Annotated in this window: 22 protein-coding genes and 4 pseudogenes; 18 read left to right on the top strand and 8 right to left on the bottom strand. The window is 72.6% G+C overall.

Annotation, left to right across the window (positions count from 1 at the left end):
* Positions 1 to 112 (bottom strand): annotated as a pseudogene (locus AB0442_RS37180) (nuclear transport factor 2 family protein); the annotation flags it as partial.
* Positions 113 to 233: 121 nt separating this feature from the next.
* Between AB0442_RS37180 and AB0442_RS37185 the strand changes: the two are divergent.
* From AB0442_RS37185 to AB0442_RS37235, 11 genes are all read left to right on the top strand, one after another.
* Positions 234 to 689, top strand: a complete 456-nt coding sequence (locus AB0442_RS37185) for a MarR family transcriptional regulator (RefSeq protein ID WP_366167968.1) — start codon at positions 234 to 236, stop codon at positions 687 to 689.
* Between the two features lie 588 nt (positions 690 to 1,277).
* Positions 1,278 to 1,862 carry a TetR/AcrR family transcriptional regulator gene (locus AB0442_RS37190; protein WP_366167969.1) on the top strand — a complete coding sequence of 195 codons (585 nt, stop codon included), beginning with the start codon at positions 1,278 to 1,280 and terminating at the stop codon, positions 1,860 to 1,862.
* Between the two features lie 83 nt (positions 1,863 to 1,945).
* Positions 1,946 to 2,950: an MFS transporter gene (locus AB0442_RS37195; RefSeq protein WP_366167970.1), complete on the top strand. Its 1,005-nt coding sequence runs from the start codon at positions 1,946 to 1,948 to the stop codon at positions 2,948 to 2,950.
* A gap of 36 nt (positions 2,951 to 2,986) precedes the next feature.
* A complete protein-coding gene (locus tag AB0442_RS37200) occupies positions 2,987 to 3,919 on the top strand; it encodes an MBL fold metallo-hydrolase (protein WP_366167971.1) in 933 nt (310 codons plus the stop codon).
* Positions 3,920 to 4,003: 84 nt separating this feature from the next.
* Positions 4,004 to 4,213 carry a hypothetical protein gene (locus AB0442_RS37205; RefSeq protein WP_366167972.1) on the top strand — a complete coding sequence of 70 codons (210 nt, stop codon included), beginning with the start codon at positions 4,004 to 4,006 and terminating at the stop codon, positions 4,211 to 4,213.
* Positions 4,200 to 5,591, top strand: coding sequence for an amidase (locus tag AB0442_RS37210; protein ID WP_366167973.1), 1,392 nt, complete (start codon positions 4,200 to 4,202; stop codon positions 5,589 to 5,591). The genes AB0442_RS37205 and AB0442_RS37210 overlap by 14 nt, the downstream gene beginning before the upstream one ends.
* Before the next feature lie 952 nt (positions 5,592 to 6,543).
* Positions 6,544 to 6,837, top strand: a complete 294-nt coding sequence (locus tag AB0442_RS37215; protein WP_366167974.1) for a hypothetical protein — start codon at positions 6,544 to 6,546, stop codon at positions 6,835 to 6,837.
* A gap of 473 nt (positions 6,838 to 7,310) precedes the next feature.
* On the top strand, positions 7,311 to 7,934 hold the full coding sequence (locus AB0442_RS37220) for a sigma-70 family RNA polymerase sigma factor (protein ID WP_366167975.1): 624 nt from the start codon (positions 7,311 to 7,313) through the stop codon (positions 7,932 to 7,934).
* A complete protein-coding gene (locus AB0442_RS37225) occupies positions 7,931 to 8,995 on the top strand; it encodes a CU044_5270 family protein (protein WP_366167976.1) in 1,065 nt (354 codons plus the stop codon). The genes AB0442_RS37220 and AB0442_RS37225 overlap by 4 nt, the downstream gene beginning before the upstream one ends.
* A 208-nt stretch (positions 8,996 to 9,203) precedes the next feature.
* Positions 9,204 to 10,400, top strand: a complete 1,197-nt coding sequence (locus tag AB0442_RS37230; RefSeq protein ID WP_366167977.1) for an alpha/beta hydrolase-fold protein — start codon at positions 9,204 to 9,206, stop codon at positions 10,398 to 10,400.
* Positions 10,401 to 11,147: 747 nt separating this feature from the next.
* On the top strand, positions 11,148 to 11,345 hold the full coding sequence (locus AB0442_RS37235) for a hypothetical protein (protein ID WP_366167978.1): 198 nt from the start codon (positions 11,148 to 11,150) through the stop codon (positions 11,343 to 11,345).
* Positions 11,346 to 11,588: 243 nt separating this feature from the next.
* Here AB0442_RS37235 and AB0442_RS37240 read toward each other — a convergent pair whose 3' ends face one another.
* The 3 genes from AB0442_RS37240 to AB0442_RS37250 all read right to left on the bottom strand — a co-directional run bounded on the left by AB0442_RS37240 (position 11,589) and on the right by AB0442_RS37250 (position 14,196).
* Positions 11,589 to 12,608: an NlpC/P60 family protein gene (locus AB0442_RS37240; RefSeq protein WP_366167979.1), complete on the bottom strand. Its 1,020-nt coding sequence runs from the start codon at positions 12,606 to 12,608 to the stop codon at positions 11,589 to 11,591.
* 344 nt (positions 12,609 to 12,952) lie between these two features.
* On the bottom strand, positions 12,953 to 13,834 hold the full coding sequence (locus AB0442_RS37245) for a M56 family metallopeptidase (RefSeq protein WP_366167980.1): 882 nt from the start codon (positions 13,832 to 13,834) through the stop codon (positions 12,953 to 12,955).
* Positions 13,831 to 14,196 (bottom strand): BlaI/MecI/CopY family transcriptional regulator, encoded by a 366-nt coding sequence (locus tag AB0442_RS37250; protein ID WP_366167981.1) that lies wholly within the window; start codon positions 14,194 to 14,196, stop codon positions 13,831 to 13,833. Before AB0442_RS37250 ends, AB0442_RS37245 begins: the two co-directional genes overlap by 4 nt.
* Positions 14,197 to 14,560: 364 nt before the next feature.
* Between AB0442_RS37250 and AB0442_RS37255 the strand changes: the two are divergent.
* Positions 14,561 to 15,271, top strand: a pseudogene (locus AB0442_RS37255) (LCP family protein); the annotation flags it as partial.
* A gap of 249 nt (positions 15,272 to 15,520) precedes the next feature.
* Here the strand turns inward: AB0442_RS37255 and AB0442_RS37260 are convergent.
* Positions 15,521 to 15,943, bottom strand: coding sequence for an arsenate reductase ArsC (locus AB0442_RS37260; RefSeq protein ID WP_366167983.1), 423 nt, complete (start codon positions 15,941 to 15,943; stop codon positions 15,521 to 15,523).
* 108 nt (positions 15,944 to 16,051) lie between these two features.
* Between AB0442_RS37260 and AB0442_RS37265 the strand changes: the two genes are divergently transcribed.
* The 3 genes and pseudogenes from AB0442_RS37265 to AB0442_RS37275 form a co-directional block, all read left to right on the top strand.
* Entirely contained in the window at positions 16,052 to 16,357 is a 306-nt protein-coding gene (locus tag AB0442_RS37265; RefSeq protein ID WP_366167989.1) for a metalloregulator ArsR/SmtB family transcription factor, read from the top strand.
* 58 nt (positions 16,358 to 16,415) lie between these two features.
* The gene (locus tag AB0442_RS37270; protein ID WP_366167990.1) at positions 16,416 to 17,162 is read left to right on the top strand and encodes an MIP/aquaporin family protein; all 747 of its coding nucleotides are present in this window, start codon (positions 16,416 to 16,418) and stop codon (positions 17,160 to 17,162) included.
* Positions 17,159 to 17,716, top strand: a pseudogene (locus tag AB0442_RS37275) (FAD-dependent oxidoreductase); the annotation flags it as partial. The gene AB0442_RS37270 and the pseudogene AB0442_RS37275, both read left to right, overlap by 4 nt.
* 30 nt (positions 17,717 to 17,746) lie before the next feature.
* On the opposite strand, the gene AB0442_RS37280 reads toward AB0442_RS37275, so the two are convergent.
* From AB0442_RS37280 to AB0442_RS37290, 3 genes are read right to left on the bottom strand one after another with little or no spacing between them, the layout of a single operon-like run.
* Complete coding sequence (locus AB0442_RS37280) at positions 17,747 to 18,247, bottom strand: N-acetyltransferase family protein (RefSeq protein ID WP_366167984.1); 501 nt, start codon at positions 18,245 to 18,247, stop codon at positions 17,747 to 17,749.
* On the bottom strand, positions 18,237 to 18,593 hold the full coding sequence (locus AB0442_RS37285) for a metalloregulator ArsR/SmtB family transcription factor (RefSeq protein WP_366167985.1): 357 nt from the start codon (positions 18,591 to 18,593) through the stop codon (positions 18,237 to 18,239). The genes AB0442_RS37280 and AB0442_RS37285 overlap by 11 nt, the downstream gene beginning before the upstream one ends.
* 52 nt (positions 18,594 to 18,645) lie before the next feature.
* Positions 18,646 to 19,014 carry a metalloregulator ArsR/SmtB family transcription factor gene (locus tag AB0442_RS37290; RefSeq protein WP_366167986.1) on the bottom strand — a complete coding sequence of 123 codons (369 nt, stop codon included), beginning with the start codon at positions 19,012 to 19,014 and terminating at the stop codon, positions 18,646 to 18,648.
* A 119-nt stretch (positions 19,015 to 19,133) separates the two neighbouring features.
* Here AB0442_RS37290 and AB0442_RS37295 point away from each other — a divergent pair, with 119 nt between their 5' ends.
* From AB0442_RS37295 to AB0442_RS37305, 3 genes and pseudogenes are all read left to right on the top strand, one after another.
* Positions 19,134 to 19,256, top strand: coding sequence for a hypothetical protein (locus AB0442_RS37295; protein WP_366167987.1), 123 nt, complete (start codon positions 19,134 to 19,136; stop codon positions 19,254 to 19,256).
* Positions 19,257 to 19,561: 305 nt separating this feature from the next.
* A complete protein-coding gene (locus tag AB0442_RS37300; RefSeq protein ID WP_366167988.1) occupies positions 19,562 to 20,836 on the top strand; it encodes a M23 family metallopeptidase in 1,275 nt (424 codons plus the stop codon).
* Between the two features lie 449 nt (positions 20,837 to 21,285).
* A pseudogene (locus AB0442_RS37305) lies at positions 21,286 to 21,485 on the top strand (amino acid transporter); the annotation flags it as partial.

Here is a 21,485-nt window from a genome sequence, read left to right on the forward strand (position 1 = left end):
CGGTGCGCTGGCGGTAGTCGGGGGCGAAGTGCCGGTCGGCGGCCTCGTCCAGGTCGAGGCCCGGAGTGAGGAGCAGGTCGGTGAGGGCGGCGCGGGCGTCGGTGCGGTTCATGGAGATTCCTTCGGTTGGACGCGGGAGTGTTCCCGCCCTGGGATCGAGCAGAGATGCGTGCTTTAAGCACGCTTCTGACCGTAGCAGGAAAAGCGTGCGCAGAGCACGCTAATCTGGATATGTGAACAACTCGACGGGGCACGACATCGCCGATGCGCTGGGCCTGCTCATGCGGCGCACCACGCGCGAACGCCTCTACGGCCGGCTGGCCGAGGGGTTGGGCGAAGCGGTCGACGGCCTCACCTACCCGGTCCTCAGTGGCCTGGCCCGGACCGGGGCGTGCAGTGCCGCCGACCTGGGCCGCGAGATCGGGCTGGACCGCACCACCGTGACCCGCCGCGCCGACCGACTGGAGCAGGCCGGCCTGCTCCAGCGCCGGCCCGACCCGGCCGACGGCCGCGCGACCCTCCTCGCGCTCACCGAGCAGGGCCACAGCGTCGTGTCGGCCACCAGGCAGCGACTGGCGGCCGGCATCGAATCCTCGCTCGCCACCTGGCCCCAGCCGGAGGCCCGGGCCTTCGCGCGCCAGCTGCGCCGCTTCGTCGACGAGGGCCCGTTCGCCGCCGAACATCACTGACGGCCACCGGCCACCACGTGCGCAGAGCCGTACTCCCCGTGCCGGGATCGGCGGCCTGGTCGGCGGGGCTTCCAGGGCGTCGCGAGGTTGGCAGCGGTGCCGGTACCGTCGGTCCCCGCCGGATCGCCGGCACACTCCCGCTGGGCGAGCCACGGATCAGACCCCGCCCGCACCAACCCGACACGGCAGGTCGCCGCGCCGCCCGCCAGGCGCCCCGCTGCGCCCTGCCGCAGGCAGGCCACCGCAGGTACGTCCCGCCCGGCGGTCCCGTGGCTGCCCGCACTTCGGGACGGCCCGGGGCATGTTGATCGCGGACACCGTGCTCTTCCGACCCGCAGGCGAAGGCGCACGGCGAAGAGCGCCCGAACCGGGCCTGGGGTGCTGAACGACACCGCGCCCCTCCTGTGAGCGTGCTTCGCGGGTGGCCGGGCTGTGCGCGTGGCTCCGGAACAGGTGGGTGTTCAGCCGTGCGCGGTGCCTGATCCGGAGCGGGGCTGTGCTGGCGGGGCGGATGGCTGTGCGGGGTTGCACCGACAGGGCCCGGGGCCTGACGGGCCAGACGCAACTTCTTCGCGTTAAGCTGAGCGCATGAGTGCCCGAGCGACCACACGCCCCGGCGGGCGCAGCGCCCGCGTCCAGCAGTCCGTGCACCAGGCCGTCCGCGATCTGGAGGCGGAACTCGGGCGGGATGCACTCACCGTGCCGCTGATCGCCGCCCGCGCGGGAGTGACGCCGTCCACCGTCTACCGGCGGTGGGGGGACCTGCGGGAACTGCTGTCCGACGTGGCCGTCGAGCGGCTGCGCCCCGCCACCTCGCCGACCGACCACGGCAGCCTGCGGGCGGACCTGGAGGCGTGGACCCTGCAGTTCGCCGAGGAGATGTCTTCGACAGCGGGCCGCACGTACATCCGCGACACCCTGCTGGGGGATCCCGAGCAGGGCAACGCGGCCATTTGCTCCGACTACGCCGCCGAGCAGTTGAAGGCCATCGGCGTGCGCGCGGCCGGGCGCGGGGAGGCCGTGCCCGACGTGGAGGCCATGCTGGACGTCGTCGTCGCCCCTCTGATGTACCGCATCCTGTTCCGCCCGTCGGACCTGTCCGAGGCCTACACCAGCCACTTGGTGGCGTCGGTGCTCGGCAGTGTTGCGCCGCCGCACACCTCCACCACATAAAAGCTAAATATTTGCGTTTTCGAAGTCCGTGAGCCTAGAGTGCTAAACGCAAAGCATTCGCCTTAAGGCTCAGAGGTGCTTCCATGCCCAGCGTCACAGCTCTGACGTCCCACTCCCGCCGCCTGCCCCTGCTGAGCCACCACGGCGCCTTCCGGCTCCATGCCTCGGTCCTGGTCGGGCTGCTGGCCGCCTCCAGCGCTCCGACCCCGCTGTACGCGCTTTACCAGGCCGCCTGGCACTTCTCGGCCATGACGCTCACCGGGGTGTTCAGCGCCTACGCGCTCGCCCTGCTGGTGGCACTGCTGACCGCAAGCACGCTCTCGGACCACCTGGGCCGACGGCCGGTCCTCGCCGCGGCGCTGCTGGCAGAGGTCCTCGCGATGGCCGTCTTCGCCACTGCCCAGGGGGTGCCGGCGCTGATCGCCGCGCGGATCCTTCAGGGCCTGGCCACCGGCGCAGCCACCAGCGCTGCCGGAGCCGCCCTGCTCGACTTCGAAAACCCGGGCCGCCCCGGCCGGGCAGCGGCCGCCAACGGCATCACCCCCGTGGCCGGCATGGCGGCCGGAGTGCTGGCCGCCACCACCCTCGCGCAGTACGCCCCCACCGCCACCCGCACCGTCTACCTGCTGTTGCTCCTGCTCTTCACCGCGCAGGCCGCCGCGGTCCTGCTCACCCCCGAGACCGCCGGTCCCCACCCCGGCGCCTGGCGCTCACTGCGCCCCGCCGTCACCGTCGCGCCCGCCTCCCGGCCGGCCATCCCGGGAGCCCTGCTGACCCTGAGCGGCCCGCACCTGCACAGCCTGCTCGCGCTGTTCGCCGGCACCGCCCTGGCGGGCGCGGGCTTCGGTGCCGTCACCCAGGCCGCCCTGCGCCTACTGCTGCCCCCGGCCGCCCCGGGCGAACGCGCCGGGACGCTCGCCGCCTATTACGTCCTCAGCTACCTCGCCATGGGCATCCCAGCCGTCCTCGCCGGCCTGCTGACCAACCTGTACGGCCTGCAGACCGCCGTCTCGCTCTACGCCGTGACGGTCATCCTGCTGACCCTGATCGGCCTCATCCGCGCCGTGCGACAGCCGCACGCCGTCTAACCCGACCCAACCCGCCCACCACGTGAGGACCCACCGATGAGCACTGCCACGCCCCGTCAGGCCACCCCCCTCACCAGCACGGGATGGAACCTGGGCGACATCGCCGTACGCCGCGTCGACGAGATCGAACTGCCACGCGGTACCGGACCCTGGCTGCTGCCGGACGCCACCAAGGAGGTGCTGGACGAGGCCCCGTGGCTGCGCCCCGACTTCGCCGACGCCGACGTCCCGCGGCTCGCGAGCCACAGCTTCGCGGTCGAGTCCGGCGGCGTGCGGATCGTCGTGGACACCGGCATCGGCAACGGCAAGCCGCGCGCCAATCCGGCCTGGAACGGGCTCGACACCGACTTCCTGGAACGCCTGGCGGCGGCCGGTTTCCCACCCGAGTCCGTGGACCTGGTGATCACCACGCACCTGCACACCGACCACGTCGGCTGGAACACCCGCCTCCTCGGAGAGGACTGGGTCCCCACCTTCCCGGGCGCCCGCTACCTCACCAGCCGCACCGAATGGGACCACTGGGCCGCTACCGACCTGGACGAGGCCCGCAGCCGGATGTTCCGCGACTCCGTCCACCCCGTCCGCGACAACGGGCAGTACGACCCCGTAGACGTGCCCGAACAGGGGCACGAGGCGGCACCGGGCGTCTTCCTGGTCCCGGTCCCCGGCCACACGCCCGGGCAGGTCGCCGTCGAGCTGCGCGGCAGCGACCGCCGGGCGCTGATCACCGGGGACAGCATCCACCACCCCGTCCAGCTGTCCCACCCCCACGTGCACAGCTGCGTCGACCTCGACCCGGCCCAGGCCGTCCGCACCCGAGCCCGGCTGCTCGACACCCTGGCCGACACCGACGCACTGCTCCTGGGCACCCACTTCCCGCGGCCCACCGCCGGCACCGTCCGCCGGGAGAACGGCCGCTACCGGCTGCTCGCCGAGCCGGGCGTTGAGATCCCGGCCACCGTGGCCTGACCACGCGACCTGCCAACGAATCCCCAAGCCTCGAGGGTGGCGGTTACTCCGCCACTCCAACCTCCACCGAAAGGGAGAGCATCCGTGTCCGCCGTCGAACTCACCCCACCGGAGGCCGCCCGCTGGGCGGCCCGCGCCGGCCTGGTGCTGCCCGCCGAGCGCCATGCCGCGGTCGCCGCGGTCGCCAACCACATCCACAGCGTCGTCGCGCTCCTGCGCGAGCTGGACTTCGCGGACGTCCCGCCCGCCGCCGCCTACCGTGCCGCAGAGGAGCACCACGATGCAGCCGTATGAGCTGTCCCTCACCGCCGCCGCGGACGCGATACGGGCCAGGCGACTGTCCCCCGTCGAACTGGTCGACTCCGTCCTCGAGCGCATCGAGGAGGCGGAGCCGCACCTCGGCGCCTACGTCACGGTCACCGCGGAGCGGGCGCGCCGGGCGGCGCGCGAGGCCGAACACGAAGCAGCGCAAGGCCGTTACCGGGGACCGCTGCACGGCATCCCGATGGCGCTCAAGGACCTGATCGATGTCAGCGGGATGGCCACCACCGCCAGCTCCCGCGTACGTGCCGGCCACCGTGCAACGGCGGACAGCACGGTCGCCGCGCGGCTCGGCGCAGCCGGCGCGATCCTGCTCGGGAAGACCCACACCCACGAATTCGCATTCGGGCTGACCACCCCGCAGACCCGCAACGCCTGGGACCGCGGCCGGGTCGCCGGCGGCTCCAGCGGCGGCTCCGCGGTCGCCGTCGCGTCGGGCACCGCGACCTTTGCCCTGGGCACCGACACCGGCGGGTCGATCCGGGTGCCCGCCGCGCTCAACGGGGTCGTCGGCCTCAAGCCGACCTACGGTCTCGTCCCCCGTCACGGCGTCACCTCCCTGTCCTGGTCGCTGGACCACGTCGGCCCGATCACCCGCACCGTCGAGGACGCGGCACTGGTCCTGTCCGCGCTGGCCGGACACGATCCGCGCGACCCCGCCTCGCTGTCCGTGCCCGCCGCGGACTATCGGCCCGCCGCGGACCCGGACCTGACGGGGCTGCGCGTCGGTGTACCACGCACGTACTACTTCGACAACGTCCACCCGCAGGTGGAGACCGCGGTCCGGAACGCCATCGGGCAACTGGAGGCCCTGGGCGCACGGCTCGTCGAGGTCGACGTCCCGATGACCCGCTACATCCAGGCCACGCAGTGGGGCCTGATGGTGCCGGAGGCCGGCGCCTACCACGAAGGCAGCCTGCGCACGGTCCCCGAGCTGTACCAGGAGGACGTCCGCATCCTCCTGGAGGCAAGCGAGTTGATGAGCGCCGGCGACTACGTACGCGCTCAACGCTCCCGCACGCTCATGCGCACCGAGTGGGCACGGATGCTGGAGGAGGTCGACGTGATCGCCGCCCCGAGCGTCCCGATGCCCGCGGTCGGGGCCGACGAGGAGACGGTCACCTGGCCCGATGGCACGGCCGAGAGCGTCTCCGACGCCTACGTGCGCCTTTGCGCCCCCGCCAACATCACCGGAGTGCCCGCCCTGACCGTTCCGGTCGGCCACGACGCGGCAGGCATGCCCGTCGGCATGCAGCTGCTCGGCCGCCCCCTCGACGAGCCCACACTCCTACGAGTTGGCCACGCCTACGAGCAGACCCAGCCCGCCCGGGGAACACCTCACCGTCGGTAGACCCGCACCGCACCGTGTGCATCCGCGCCGCACCCCACCGCACTGCACCGCACCGCACTGCGCGGCCGCGCGCACCGCACCGCGCGTCGGCGATCGGGTGCGCGGGCCCTGATGGTGTGTGGTGTCGGTCACGGACATACCGGGAGGACAAGGTCTTGGACTGGGGCGAATCGGGCGGGACAACACGCTGGTCAAGGGGTCGGACAACGGGTGGGGTCAGGCCGCGGACAAGGGGGGTGGTGTGCGTCGTCGGCGGCACCCGGGCGCTGGTCCGGGTGCCGGGGCCGGCCACCGCGCCGGATCCGGCCGGCTGCTGATGGAAGGCCATCTCGATGACGACCACCTCGCTCGCCGCGCCCGGCCCGGACGACGACGACCGGGCCGCCGACCACGCTACCGACCGACAGGCGAAGGCCTCGTCAGGCCGGGACAAGAGGCCCGGCGCCACCTCCGTGGGCACCCTCCGGCGGCCGATCGGCCCGCTTCCGGAGGCCAGCGGCCCCGGACAAGGGGCCGCGGGCGTGGCGACAACCCTCTTCCTCCCGCTGCCGAGGTGCGGTGGAAGCGGGGTTCGACACAGCCGGTCATGAATGGGTCCTGGAGTCGCTCGGCCTGTTTCAGCGCGCCACCGCACGTGAGCTCTGGCATCTGGTCCTGCCCGGGCAGCGGAATGACAAGACGACCCGCGACGCCTCGGCGACCTGGAGGACGCCGGGAGGGTGCGGGAGGAGCCGCGCCTGTCGGACAACCGGAAGCTGTGGACCCTGACCGCGGCCGGACGCCGTGAAGCTGCCCGGCTGCTCCCCGGCCGGGGCGAAGTTCTTAGCGTGCTTCGCGCACGCTTTTCCTGCTATGGTCAGAAGCGTGCGCAAGGCACGTATCTCGACCCGATCCCGGGCGGGGTCACTCCCGCGCCCGACCGAAAGCACCGTCGAACATGAGGAGAAGCTCAATGCGCCATCGTCTTCCCGCCATCGCCCTGACCGCCGCCCTGGCCGGTGGTGTCCTGCTCGCGGCCGCCCCCGCTCAGGCCGCCCCCGTCCAGCCGGGTGCGGCCTCGGCCGTGGCCGCCACCGACCACCGCGCGGACGTCGTGAGGATGCTCCACCAGCGCGACGAGCTGCTCGACGAGGCCATGCGGCTGGACCAGCTCGGCGATCACAAGGCCGCCAATGACAAGCGCTACCTGGCCGCGTTGCTGCAGCGCATGATCGACACCATCCTCGCCTCGGAGCAGCACGGCTGATCCGGTGGGAACCCCGGGCCACGCCGCCGACAGGTGCCGGGCGGATACCGCGCCGAGTTGCTGGTGCTGGGCGGGGGCGAGCTTGTCCCAGCCGGTCTGCTGGGCGCGGCCCCAGGCGGCGAGGTCTTCGCCCTGGACGACGATGCTGCCCGGTGCGGCACCGGCGAGGGTGCCGCCGTCCCGGGTGTGCCGCCAGGCCGGGCGAAGCACCGCTGCCATTCCACTGACCAGGCCGGGCACCATGCCGGGTCGATCTCGTCCAGAGCCGCCTTGTGGTCGGCGCTCAGCGCCCGGTCCGGGCCAAGCCGGTCTCGCCGGCCTCGGCACGCTGCTGGAGGGCCTCGGTGCGCCCCCGCGCGGTGCGGAGGTTCTTCCTTGGGTGCGGGTGCGAGCCGTGCGGTTCGCAGGCCTGTGACGCACGTCACTGGAACTCGCCCGTGGGAGACGGACAGCGAATAGAGGTGACCACCGATATGCGAACCCGGGTCCGGGCCGGGGATCCCGATGCCTTCGGCGGGCTGTTCGACAGCTACGCCCGCACCGTCTACAACCACGTCTTCCGCCTGACCGCCGACTGGTCGGTCGCGGAGGACGTCATGTCGGCCACGTTCATGGAGGCCTGGCGGCTGCGGGCCAAGGTCGACCCGGAAGGCGGCTCGCTGCGGCCCTGGTTGCTGGGCATCGCCACGAACCTCGCCCGCAACCACTGCCGCAGCAACCGCCGGTACCGGGCCGCGGCCGCCGCCGCGGTCCGCGAGCTGTCCGACGTGCCCGACCACGCCGAGACGGTCGCCGGCGAGGTGGACGACCGGCACCGGATCGCCGCGGCGCTCAGCGCCCTGGGCTCGATGCGCAGACCCGAGCGCGAGGTGCTGGTGCTGTGCCTGTTGGAGGGCATGGAGTACGCCGATGCGGCCCAGGCCCTGGGCATCCCGGTCGGCACGGTCCGCTCCCGCCTGTCCCGGGCACGCACGAAGCTGCGCAAACTCACGGACGCGGAACTGGCATGGCCCAAACGGGAACCCGATGCCCGCCCTCGACAGGTAAATGGCGACCGCGCCATCGCGGTCCGGTCCGCAGAGGAAGGAATCCGATGACCGACGAGTTCGACAGGCTGCTCCATTTCACGGAGCGGGATCTGCCGGCGGGCCGCCACCAGTTGCACCGGGAGCGCTTGATGACCCAGATCCACGAAGACATCCGTACCTCTTCCCCCACCCCCGCCTCCGCCGCCAATCGGCGCAACCCGTTCCTGCGCCGCGCGATCCTCATCCCGGTGGCGGCCTTCGCCCTGGTCGGAGCCGTCGTGACGGGCGTCCAGCTCACCGCCGCGCCCGACGGCAGCGGCGACTCCGGCCTTGCCACCGGCCCTCTCCTGGTCACCGAGGTCGGCTCCGCCCACGCGAGCGGCGCCACCCAGCTGCTGAACCGGATCGCGCTGGCCGCCAACGAAACCTCAACCCCGAAGGCACACGAGGGGCAGTACGTCTACATCGAGTCGACGACGGCCGGCACCCACGTCCGCAACGACCACGGAAAGAGCACCGTCGTCAGCGACAAGCTGCACCCTCGCCAGACCTGGAAGTCCCTCGACGGCAAGAACGGCTGGCTGATCGAGGCGGGCGCGACCGACACCAAGGGCATCACCCTGGACTCCGACGTCAAGCCGTACCTGAACGCCCCCTCGTACAACTACCTCGCCGCCCTCACCACCGACCCCGACGCCCTCCTCGCCAAGATCTACAACGAGACCAGGGGGGAGGGCCGCGGCCCCGACCAGGAGGCGTTCACCACCATCGGCGACCTGCTCGGCGAGAGTTACCCCACCGCCGCCCTCACTTCCGCGCTCTACAAGGCCGCCGCCAAGATCCCGGGCGTGGTCACGGTCGATGACGCGGTCGATGCGGCCGGGCGCCACGGCGTCGCAGTGGCCCGGCTCGACGAGACCAGCGGCCAGCGCGACGAGTGGATCTTCGACAACAAGACCCTCACCTTCCTCGGCAAGCGCACCGTCCAGGTCAACCCCGTTCCCGGCGACACGGAGGCGAACCTGATCAAGCCCGGCACCGTCGTCTTCACCACCGCGATCACCACCCGCGCGATCGTCGACGGCATCAAGCAGACCCCGGCCCAGCAGACCCCGGCTCGGGCGAGCTGACCCAAGCGGGACACACCGCACCGCGCGTGGCGCCTGGCTGCCCATGCCGGCACGCGGCCCTGTCGGCGCGTCCCGAGAGCAGTTGTTGCTCGGCGGCGAGGGCATCCCCTGCCGCCGAGCAACTCGGCCACGGCGTCACGATCGAGCACCCGCCAGCCGAACGGCCGTTCCAAGCAATCCCTCCATCAGACTGGGCACACGGGCCCGGATGGCACAGAAACCGGGCACCAACGCAATGAACCTGACCGGCACTCCCGCCCTCGTCGTCACCGCCGTGCTGTTCGCGGCCTCCATAGCGCTGGCCATGGCGCAATGGCTGGGCAGAGGAGCCCTCCTCGGGGCGGGGCGGACAGCGGAACAACGGCGCACGCCGCTGCGCGCGCTCTCGTACCTCGGCACCGTGCTGCTCTGCCAGTTCACCGCCGTGGCCATGGTCTTCGTGGTCGTCAACAACGAGAACCAGCTCTACGACAACTGGGGCGACCTGCTGGGCACCTCCAGCCACGTCCGGGCCGTGCCCGTGCCCCCGAAGGACGAGGGCCTGGCCGGCGGGAGCGCCGCCCCCAGCGCCCCGTCCGGCGCCCCCGCGCCGAAGGTGCCCCAGGCCTTCCACGCGCCCGACTCGGACGCGGTACCCAGGAACGTGAAGCAGGCCGACCTCAAGGGCAGGCTCTCCGGCGTCGACGGCGAGGTGCTGGTCTGGACGCCGCCGCAGTATGACGACCCGGCCAACAAGAACAAGACCTTCCCGGTGGTCGAACTGCTCGTCGGCTACCCCGGATCCTCGAGTGCCTGGTTCGGCGAGGCCATGCAGGCGGCCAAGCAGCTCGAACCGCTGATGAAGTCAGGTCAGGTGACGCCGTTCATCCTGGTCTCACCTCGCGTCACCCTCCTGGGCAACACCGACGCCGGGTGCGCCGACATCGCGGGCAAGGTCAACGCCGAGACCTGGCTCTCGCGGGACGTCCCACAGATGATCGTGGACAACTTCCGGGCCGACACCACACCGGACCGCTGGGCCCTGTCCGGCTACTCGGCCGGTGCCCACTGCGCCCTGCGCCTCGCGCTCGCCCACCCCAACCGGTATCGCGCCGCGATCAGCATGTCCGGCTACAACGACCCGGCCGGCGAACCGAACTCACTGACCGCCAGGGACCCGAAACTGCGCGAGACCGCCAACCCGCTCCACATCCTCACCCATGCCCCGACCCCGCCGAACGTCGCGCTCTTCGTGACCGGCAAGCGGGGCGACGGACTGGAGGACGCGACCGCCCTCCAGCAGGTGGCGAAGAGCCCGACCACCGTCACCCCGTTCGAGACCACCGGCGCGCACCTGACGTCGACCTGGAAGCCACTGGTCGTCCCGACCTTCAAGTGGCTGACCGGGATCATCCCGCCCCGCTGACGGCCCGCCACCGCCCACTACGGCATCTACTGACCCAAGCCGTCAACGGCCTGGTGCCGTCCCCGGCAGGCCCCTGAAGGGGCAGCACCAGGCCGTGCCCGTCTTCCGAGGAGGCCCGATGTACCGCAGCCGCACCCCGCCCACCGGCCCGACCCGCGCACCCTCAGCAGAGGAGACGATCCGGGACTTCGGCGCACCGGTTGTTTTCCTCGCCGACCCCGACCCTGCATGGCAGGTCAACCTTGACCGGCGGGGATCCGAAGGTCGGCTCACGATGTCGAGGTGCAGTACATCCACGACGCCACCCACCAGGTAATCGTCCGCACCAGCCATCGCCCGCCCCGCAGCGCCGCCCCCGATCTCGGGGCGGAGCGAGCGCTTCGGCGAGGTGCACGGCTACCACGGGGAGCGCCTGCGGGCTCCGGAGCTGCCCCCGCTGCCGTTGAAGCCTCGGGGGCGCGAGCGCTGACCTGCGGAAACTTCGTCTGAAGTGCAGGCGGAAGATGCCGTCGGCCGGCCCGTTCGATGTGCCTCTCCTGTCGGGAGCAGAGGGGTGATTGGGCCCGTTCCCGACCTCGGGAAGGTGCTATCCGCAGTCGCGCCGACTCACGTGCTCGGGCGCGTGCGGCAGGGTGCGGTCGGATCGATGCCGACCCTTTGCCGACTTTCCTGACGCTACGTCAGTCGCTTTTCGTGGCGGACGCCGCGGGGTCCTGGGCGTCATCGTCGCGGGGTGTGCTGGTCGCCGTGACCGGTCGGGCCCTGTGGGACACCGTGGCCGCGCCGGTGATCGGTTCGTTCATCGCGGTGCGGGCGATCGCGCTGGGGCGGCAGGTGCCGGCCGTGCCGGGCCGGCACGGCCTCGAGGGGCTGGATGCCGCCGCCGTGGCGCAGGACCTGGCGGGCGTGGCGGGTGTCGCCGACGTTCACGACCTCCACCGGTGAACGCTGACGTCCGGGATGAACGCGGCCACCGCGCACCTGGTGATCCGGGGTCAGGGCCGGTCGCAAGCGGTGCTCGAGTCGGGACGGAGCCTGCTGCGGGAGGAGTGCGGAATCGCCCATGCGACGCTCCAGGTCGAACCGCCGGGCCGCGGGGACTGCGACGAACCCGGCTGGTGACCGGACGGGCCGCGCCGCCCTCCGCGCGGGGGACGAGGAGGGCGACGCGGAGTTCCGGGGCGGGCGTCAGGGGCGGACGGCGCCCACGTAGGGCATGTACTCGATCGGAAGGATCTCGACGTTCTTGCCGGTGCGCGGGGCGTGGATCATCTTGCCGCCGCCGATGTAGATGCCGACGTGGTGCAGGTCGGAGTAGAAGAAGACGAGGTCGCCGGGCTGGAGGTTGGCCTTCGACACGTGCTGGCCGGCGTTCCACTGGTCCTGGGAGACCCGGGGCAGCGAGACTCCGGCGGCGCGCCAGGCTGCGCCGGTCAGCCCGGAGCAGTCGTAGCTGCCCGGGCCGGTGGCGCCCCACACGTAGGGCTTGCCGAGCTGGGCGTAGGCGAACTGGACGGCGGCTGCGGCGCGGCCGGTGGCCGGCCCGTTGTAGGTCTCGCGGGTGGAGGTGCGCGAGGAGCGGCCGTCCTGTGAGTTGACCTTGGCGCGGTCGGCGGCGGACAGGCCGTCCAGGACCTTGGTCGCCTCCGAGAGCTTCCCCTGGACGAACTTCTTCTCGGCGGCGAGCACCTTGTCGGTCTCGTCCAGCCGGCCGAGGACGGCCGTCGCCTCGGCGCGCCGTTGGTCCAGGCGCCGCTGCTGGTCGAGCAGCATGCGCAGCAGATCGGCCTGCGAGCTCGCGGCGACGTCCTGGTCGGAGGCGCGCTTGAGGTAGCTGTCCGGGTCCGAGGAGAACATGAGCGCGATCGTGGGATCGACGTTGCCCGTGCGGTACTGGTCGGCGGCCACCGCGGACAGGCGGACCCTCAGGTCGCTCATCTTCTCCTGCGCTGCTGCGACCTGGTCCTGCAGCTGTGCGGCTTCCTTCTGCAGGCGCTGCTGGGTCTCCTTGAACTTGTTGTACTTCTCGATGGAGGCCTCGGCCTGTTCGTTGAGGTCCTCGACCTGGGCCTTGACGGTCGCGAGGTCGGGCTTGGGCGCGGCGTTCGCGCTGCCCGCCGTGGAGAGGAGCGCCGAGCCGGCGGCGGCCGTGGTCACGAGGGCTATCCGGGCCCTGCTGGGCGGCGCGGGCTTACGACGGTTACCCATGCGTGCGTTACTCCCTGGCTGTCGCCCGACGCGGTCGCGGCGCGGTCGTGGAGGGGCGCGGCCACCGGCCCCGCCCCATGTTCGAAGTAACTTAGTAGATGTGGGTGGGGTTCTGGCAAGTCGCCCGCACACATGCGCGGCCGATGTCTGCGCATGTGCGGCGGACCGCCCCGTCCAGTTGCGCGCGGCCCGCCGCGGCCGCACCGGTGCAGGTCGTACGGGTTCCGTGGCGGCCCGATGCCGCGGGCGCGCAGCGGAGCGCATCCCGTTGGTCGACCGGGCCGGGCGCCTTGACGGGGCGCCGGCACGTCGGCGACGACCCTGTGGAGTGCACCGGACCGGGGTTACGGGCCGCAGGCCAGAAGGATCGGCGCCACGGGGAGCGCTGCCGAGGCGAGCCACCAGGCGGCTGCCGCAGGCCGCGGCAGCGGCGGTGCAGGCTCCAGCAGCCGCCGGACGCGGTCGACGACGGCGTGGTCGCCGGCGCCGAGCGACGCCGGCCGGGTTCGGGCGGTGGCGAAGAGGCACAGGGCCTCGGCGAGGACCCGTGGTGAGGTGCTGCGAAGCGCCCGGTCGTCGGCGGCCATCTCGACGAGCACCGGAACCCTGTCGCCGGCCAGGCGGGCGGCGGGGAGCCAGCGGAGCCCGCGTCCGAGAGCGGTGGCGGCGGAGGTGATCAGGTGGTGGCGGCCCGCGAGGTGGGCGTTCTCGTGGGCGAGGACGGCCCCGCGGTGGGCGGGGGGCATGCGCAGGGCGCCGACGGTGAGGACGATCCGGCCGCCGTCCCCGGCCACGCACCAGGCCGCCGGCTCGTCGGTGTCCATGACCAGCCAGCCGTCCTCGTGCCGGCGGGCTACGAGGTCGAGCTGCTGCCGGTGGCGGCGCCGGGCCCGCGCCCCGCGGATCCAGGCCGTCAGGACGACGCCGGACAGGGCGGCCAGGATCGCCATGCCCATCCAGAACGCCTGCGTGTGCCCGGCGGACCCGCCGGTGCCGCGTGCCGAGGCGGGCAGCAGCCATCCGAAGGGGCCGCGCCCGTGGTGGTCGGCGGTGACGAGCCGGTGCGCCAGCATGACGACGTCCGCGGCGCAGGCGAGGATCAGCGCGGCCCAGGTCGCGATCGCGGCCCGTGGCACCCGTGGCGCCCGGGAGCTGCGGGCGAGCTGCCGCGGCGCGAGCCAGCCGGTGACGGCGAGGAACGCGACCAGGAGTGCCAGTACCGTCATGGCCTGCCGTTCTCGGTCCGCTCCAGGATGTCCCGCAGGGTGCGGGCCTGGGTGCTGTCGATGCTCTCGACGAACAGCAGCAGTGCTGCGTGCTGGTCGCCGGTGTCGCCGAGGGCCTCGCGCATGAGGTCGGCGGCGTGCGCGGCGCGGGAGCGGGTCGGTGCGTAGATCCAGGCCCGGCCCTCCTTGTGCCGGCTGAGCCAGCCCTTGCGGTGGAGGATGTCGGCGACGGTCGTCACGGTCGTGTAGGCGACCGGCCGGGTCCGGTTGAGGTCGTCGACGATCTCGCGGACGCTCGCAGGCCGGTCCCACGCCCACAGGCGCTCCATGATCTCGGTCTCCAGATGCCCGAACCCTCGCACATCGACCTCCTCTCCGTGGACACGATAGTCCCGCCGCAGGTCGGCCCCCGGTCCGGTGCCCGGCGTAAAGGAATGCCGCATTCCACGCATCTTCTAAGATGCTTAGAAAATCGGCATGGGCGTCAGGCCCCGGCACGAGTGGAGGGACCTGTGGAACCCTCCGGCGTCCTTGCGGGCCTCGGCGGCATGCTCCTGTACTCCGCGATCGCTGTGCACCTCCCGGCCTTCGTCGCGTGCTGCCTCGAACGGGCCTTCGGCGGCGTCGCGCCCGTGCGGCGCCACGGGTCCGGACCCGCCGGGACCGAGGTGCCCGAGGTCGCCGAAGCGGAGCCGGCGCGCCGCGCGCCGACATCCCCGGCCCGGCGGCAGCAACGAGAACCTCGGCGGCGGCGAGGAGAGCGGAGCCCGGTCCGACACCACCATCCTGCTGCACGTCTACGCCGACCACCGGCGTGCCGTCGGTGTCTCCTTCCCGCGCGACGCCCTCGTCGACATCCCTTCGTGCAGACTCCCCGACGGAGGCCGGACCGAGCCGCAGACCGGCGCCATGTTCAACTCCGCCTTCTCCGTCGGCGACACCGAACAGGGCAACCCCGCCTGCACCCGGAACGCCGTCGAGAAGCTCACCGGCCTGCGGGTGGACCACACCGCCGTGGTCGACTTCGAAGGCCTCGCCGCCGTCACCGAGGCCGTCGGCGGCGTCAACGTCTGCCTCCCGAACGCCATCTACGAGAAGGACCTCAACCCCAACCCGCCCGCCCGCGGGCGCCGGCTCTACCCGAAGGGCCCTCAGAAGGTCTCCGGCCAGGCCGCACTCGACTACGTACGGCCGCGCCACGGCATCGGCGGCGGCTCGGACATCGGCCGCATGAAACGGCAGCAGGCCTTCCTCGCCTCCCCGATCGGCGACATCAAGGGCCGGGGCGCGGACCCCGGTGTCCTGCTCCCGCTCGCCGACGCGGCGACGAAGTCCCTCGCCGTCGACCCGGGTCTTTCCTCGGCGGCGAAACTCGCCGCCTTCGCCGGGTCGCTGAAGAGCATCGACCTCGGCAACATCGCCTTCCTCCTCTCGTGGATTGGCGGCCTTGGCCTTCTCCTGGGTGGCGAAGCCCGACTCCTGGGTCTGCTTCCCGGCCGCGTCGCGGTATCGGGCCCCGTGCTCGTGGGGCACCTGGTCCATCGGGACTCCGGGCGCCCGCAGTCCTCGGGCCGGACGGCAGCGGCTTCAGTGCACGCGCCGTGCGGAGGGCCGCGGTGCGTACCCGGCGGGGCCGGAGCCGGTGATGGCGACCTCGCCCGCACCGGTGTTCCCGCTCATGGGGCGTCAGCTCTCCTGCTGCTCGGCGTCGATCTCGGCGATCAGGCCCTCGATGAGGCGCCTGATCTCGTCGCGGATGGGGCGGACCGCCTCGACGCCCTGGCCCGCCGGGTCGTCGAGCTTCCAGTCCAGGTACGTCTTGCCGGGGAAGTACGGGCAGGCGTCGCCGCAGCCCATGGTGATGACGTAGTCGGAGGCCTGGATCGCGTCGGTGGTCAGCACCTTGGGCTGCTGGTCGGAGATGTCGATGCCGAGCTCGGCCATCGCGGCGACCGCGGAGGGGTTGGTCCGGTCGCCGGGCGCGGAGCCGGCCGAGCGGACCTCGACGCGGTCGCCCGCGAGGTGGCGCAGGAAGCCGGCGGCCATCTGCGAGCGGCCCGCGTTGTGGATGCAGACGAACAGCACGGACGCGGCAGGCGTGGTGGGCATGGTTCTTCCTTCGGCGAGATCCGCGGGGCGCGCGGCGCGGCCCGACCCCGTGCGGGGCCGTGTGCTTGGGTTTTCCCCCGACGGCCGCTAACGTATCAGCCCATGGTGATGTCAGTCGACAGTGACGTGTTGAAGGCCCTGGCCGACCCGCTGAGGATCCAGATCCTCACGCTGCTCGCCCGGGAGTCCTTGTGCACGACCCACTTGGTCGAGGAGACCGGCGCGCGGCAGACCAACCTGTCCAACCACCTCAGGATCCTCCGGGACGCGGGACTGGTCGACACCGAGCCGTGCGGCCGATTCACCTACTACATGCTCCGCCCCGACGCCCTCGAGGTCGTCGCGGCGGAGTTCGCCGGGCTGGCCGCCGCCGCCCGCGAGGCCGCTGCGAACAATCGCAAGCGGTCCTGCTGAACCACCACCCAGCCCGGCGGCCAGACCGCCCTGCACGAGGAGTGCCCTCTTGAGCGCCATAGAGGTCGGACCCGACGCCGCGGAGCCGCTCGCGGTCGAACCGCCCCCGGTCCCGCTCGCCAACCGGGTCGCCGCAGAACTGCTCGGCACCGCCGCCCTGGTCACCGTCGTGGTCGGCTCCGGGATCCAGGCCACCGAACTCACCGAGGACGTCGGCCTGCAACTGCTCGCCAACTCCCTGGCCACCGTCTTCGGCCTCGGCGTGCTGATCCTCCTCCTCGGCCCGGTCTCCGGCGCCCACTTCAATCCGATCGTCACCCTCGCCGAGTGGTGGACCGGCCGGCGCGACCCGAAGGGCCTCGGAGCACGGGAGATCGCCGCCTACATCCCGGCCCAGATCGCCGGGGCGATCGGCGGCGCGATCGTCGCGGACGCGATGTTCGGCAAGGCATTGGTGCAGTGGTCCACCCACGACCGCTCCGCCGGCCACCTGCTGCTCGGCGAGGTCGTCGCGAGCGCGGGCCTGATCCTGTTGATCTTCGGCCTCGCGAGGACCGACCGCCTGCGCTTCGCCCCCGTGGCGGTCGCCTCCTACATCGGCGCCGCCTACTGGTCCACCTCCTCCACCTCCTTCGCCAACCCGGCCGTCACCATCGGCCGGGCGTTCACCGACACCTTCGCGGGCATAGCGCCGTCCTCGGTGCCCGGGTTCATCGGCATGCAGGTGATCGGCGGGGTGACGGGTCTGGCGCTGGTGGCGCTGATCTTCACCCACCGCGCGGGCCGCAAGGCCGACGCCTCGTGAGCGCGGTCCGGCGCGCCCAGGTCCTGGTCGTCGGAGCGGGCCAGGCCGGCCTCGCTGCCGGGTACTACCTGCGGCGCGCCGGACTGGACTTCGCGGTCCTCGACGCCTCCCCGTCGCCCGGCGGTGCCTGGCAGCACTACTGGAACAGCCTCCACCTGTTCTCCCCGGCCGCCTACTCCTCCCTGCCCGGCCGCCCGATGCCGGGCCGGACCGGAAGGGAACGGCCCGAGGCGGACCACGTGGTCCAGTACCTGACGGAGTACGAGAAGCGGTACGAGCTGCCCGTTCACCGCCCGGTGCACGTCCGTGCGGTGGAGAGCGCCGAGGACGGCGGCCTGATCGCCCGTACCGACGACGGCGCCTGGCACACCCGGGCCCTCATCAGCGCCACCGGCAACTGGTGGCGGCCCTTCGTCCCGGCCGTGCCCGGTCGCGGATCCTTCACCGGCCGCCAGCTCCACACCCGTGACTACCGCCGGGCCGAGGACTTCACCGGCCGACGGGTCGTCGTCGTGGGCGGCGGCAACTCCGGCGCCCAGATCGCGGCCGATCTTCGCTGATCCGCGGAACCCGGTGGCTGCCGGTCACACGACCGTGTGGCTGCGCCGCTCGATGAGTACGGTGTCCCGCCAGACACCGTGGTGCCGGCCGATCCGTTCGCGGGTGCCGATGACGCGGAAGCCCGCCCTGGCGTGGACGGCGAGGCTGGCGGTGTTCTCCGGGAAGACGCCGGACTGGATCGTCCAGATGCCGGCGGCCTCGCTGGAGGCGATCAGTGCCCCGAGCAGGAGGAGGGCGACTCCGCGGCCGCGGGCGTCCGGGTGGACGTACACCGAGTGCTCCACCACTCCCGCGTACGCGCAGCGGTCGGAGACCCGGCTTGCCGCGACCCAGCCCAGGACGCGGCCGGCGGGGTCGGCGGCCACGAACCGGTGCTCGGCCAGTTTGGCCGCGTCGAACGCCCGCCAGTCGGGCGCGGTGGTTTCGAAGGTGGCGTTGCCCTCGTCGATGCCGGCCTGGTAGATCGCCAGGACCTGATCGGCGTGGTCGGCGGTCATCGGCACGACCCGGGTGTCAGCGGCCATGGTCGCCCTCCCGGGGCCGGTCTGCGCGGGGCTCGGCGAGGATGGCGGCAACGGCGGCCGGGAAGACCGTCAGGCAGGTGCGGTTGACCTGGTAGCGGGTGGAGGTGCCCTGCTTCTCCGGCAGGACGAAGCGCACCTCCGCGAGGACCTTCAGGTGGTGGGAGACCGTCGACTGGCCCACCGGCGAACGTTCGACGATCTCGCGGACGCTCATCGGCCGGCCCTCGGCCGCGAGCAGGTGCAGGAGCTGGACGCGGGTCGGGTCGGCGAGCGCCTTGAACCACGCCGCGTACAGTTCGGCGGCCTCGGCGTCGACGACGGCGCTGGTGCGGTTCGACTGATTCATCGACAATCGACGATAGTCGATCGAGCGACCCGTGGGAACGCCTGCTGCCGGTTCAGCCCGTGGCGGCGGCGAGCATGCCGGCCATGGAGGCGAGCACACTCGGGGCGACGCGGTAGTAGACCCAGGTGCCGCGCCGCTCCGAGGTGAGCAGGCCGGCCTCGCGGAGCTTCTTGAGGTGGTGGGAGACGGTGGGCTGGGAGACGCCGACGTCCTGGATGTCGCACACGCACGCCTCGCCGCCCGCGTGGGAGGCGACGCGGGAGAACAGCCGCAGCCGCACCGGGTCGGACAGGGCCTTGAACATCGCCGCCATCCTGACCGAGTCCTCCTCCGACAGCGGCGCAGAGGTCAGCGGCGGGCAGCAGGGCGCAGCGGCCTCCGGCTCGAGCAGCGGAAGGTCGACCACCTCAAGATTCGACATGCATCTATGTTGACATGTGCCGAATCACAGCGGAAGTCCGGCCGGTCGGCGGCCCGACCCGCGAGGAGCCGGGTGGTGTGGGCGGCGGCGCGGCTCGCGCCGCGAGGGAGGTGCCGTCGATGCGGTGGCGCACCGTCGCCGCCACCCCGTGCTGCGGCAGCGCCGAGGAGGCCGCCGACGCCGGAACCTGCTGCGCGCCGGACGCCGAGCGCGAGGCGACCGCCGCCGGCGCCGGCTGCTGAGACCCGCCCCACCACCCGTCGGCCGGGCCCATGCCGTCCGTCGACGCGGCGCCCGGAGCCCGCCGACGGCGCACGGGTGGTCGTCGCAGCGGCGCCGACCGGAGAACGCACGGCATCCTGCAGCGGCCCGGGGCTGCCGTGGGCGAGGAATCGGCGGTCGATGCGGCTGGACGGGTGCAGTTCGGCACGTGACCGCGGCGGGCTCCGCCCCGAGCGGTGCGCCGCCGGGTTACATGGCCCTGCGCCTCGGGGCGGGGCGTGCCGGTGTCCTTCACGGCCCCGGACCGGACGAATGAAAGAGCACCATGGCAGAGCGCGATCCTCGCAACCGCACCGTCCGCAGCCCGCTACGCCGCGGGCTCGCCGCTGCCGTGCTCGCAGCCGTCACGCTGGTGGTCTCGGCGGGACCCGGATACGGGACCGGCGCGGCCGGTCTGGCGCCCGGCACACAGTTCACGCCGCTGACGACGTCGGTGCTGACCGAACCGGAGCCGTTCGAGGCGACGGACGGCAGGACGCACCTCTCGTACGAACTGCTCGCCACCAGCGCCCTGTCCCGCAGCACACCGGTGCGGCTCGACCGTGTCGACGTCCAGGACGCCCGCACCCACCGGGTCATCGGCTCGCTCAGCGGGCAGGCGCTGGCCGAGGCCGCCAACCCGGTGGGCGACCCCCTGCCGGGCGCGGACGGGTACACCCCGCCGCCCCCGCCGCCGACGCCGACCGTCATCCAGGGATCCCAGCAGTGGATCATCTGGCTCGACCTGACCCTCGACCGCGGCCGGCCGGTGCCCGCGGTCCTCGAACACCACCTCTCGGGTACCATCCTGACGGCCTCCGGCCCCTCCGCGTTCGAGGAGACGGTGCAGGCCACCCCGACCGACCGCACCGCGCCGTTGAACCTGGCCCCGCCGGTCCTCCCCGGCACCTGGTACGCCAGCGAGTCGTGCTGCGGCAACACCCACCACCGGCGCGGCCTCGCCCCGATCAACGGCCGCTTCTACGTGCCGCAGCGCTTCGCGATCGACTGGTACAAGGTCGGTGACCAGGGACAGGCCTGGGAGGGCGACCCCGCACAGCTCACCAGCTACCTGAGCTACCGTCAGCCCGTCACGGCGGCGGCCGGCGGCAGAGTGGTGGAGGTCCAGGACGGAATCCCGGACAACCCGCCGCCCCACACGCCGCCCGTCCCGCCGATCGAGGACACGGTCGGCAACCACGTCACCCTGGAAGTCGCGCCGGGCCGCTACCTGCTCTACGGCCACCTGGAGCCCGGCTCGCTCAAGGTCCGGGAGGGCGACCGCGTCAGGCCCGGCCAGGTCCTCGGACTGATCGGCAACAGCGGCAACTCCACCACGCCGCACCTGCACTTCCAGGTGATGACCACGGCCGAGTTCTTCCCGACCGACAGCCCGCCGTTCACCTTCCGGAGGTTCCGCGTCCTCGGACAGGTCGAGCCCCGGATCTGGGACGACAACCTGGGCCTGCAGCCGACCGGCGTCCTGCCGATCACACCCTCGCCGTACGACGGCCTCCACCGGGCGCAGTATCCGCTCGACCGCGAGGTGCTGGAATTCTGACCTGACTCCGGTCCGGCCGAGGCGCCGCCGGGCGTCTCGGCCGGACCGTCGACGGCGGACCGGCCGCGGACTCGGGCCCGGTGGCGTCCGCTTCGGCAACCCGGGCGACACCCCCGTCACCGGCGGGCGGTGACCCATCCCGACGACGCCGCCCTCCGTCCCGAGCTCGACCGGTTCCCTTCGCCACGGTGGCGGCCCCGGAGGACTCGCTGATGGTCCTTCGTCCGTGCGCCGTGCCTTCGCCGGCGGAGCCGGCATCCGGTCGGGGTGCGGTGGGCGGGTGACGGTGCGGGGCGGCCTCCCGGGGACGGGGGAGGAGCTCACATACGCTGGCCTGGTCCTCCGCCGGGCCGGCCCGGTGCCCTTGTGCTGACGGGAGTGCAACGGTGGTCTCAGTTCCGTCGGGCCAGGGCGCGGCACCGTCCAGGCGGGCGCGGTTCCGTGCCTGGATGCTCGAGGGCATGGCGGACACCGCCAAGCAGCACCCCGGCCCGCACGCCGAACTGCCCGAGGAGCACGGCCAGCGCTGGTGGCGCGTCATGTGCCTGACCGGACTGGACTACTTCTCGACCCTCGGCTACCAGCCCGGCATCGCCGCCCTGGCGGCCGGCCTGCTCTCGCCGGTGGCCACCATCGTGCTCGTCGTCGT

The organism is Kitasatospora sp. NPDC085895 (assembly GCF_040702125.1).
GTDB lineage: Bacteria > Actinomycetota > Actinomycetes > Streptomycetales > Streptomycetaceae > Kitasatospora > Kitasatospora arboriphila.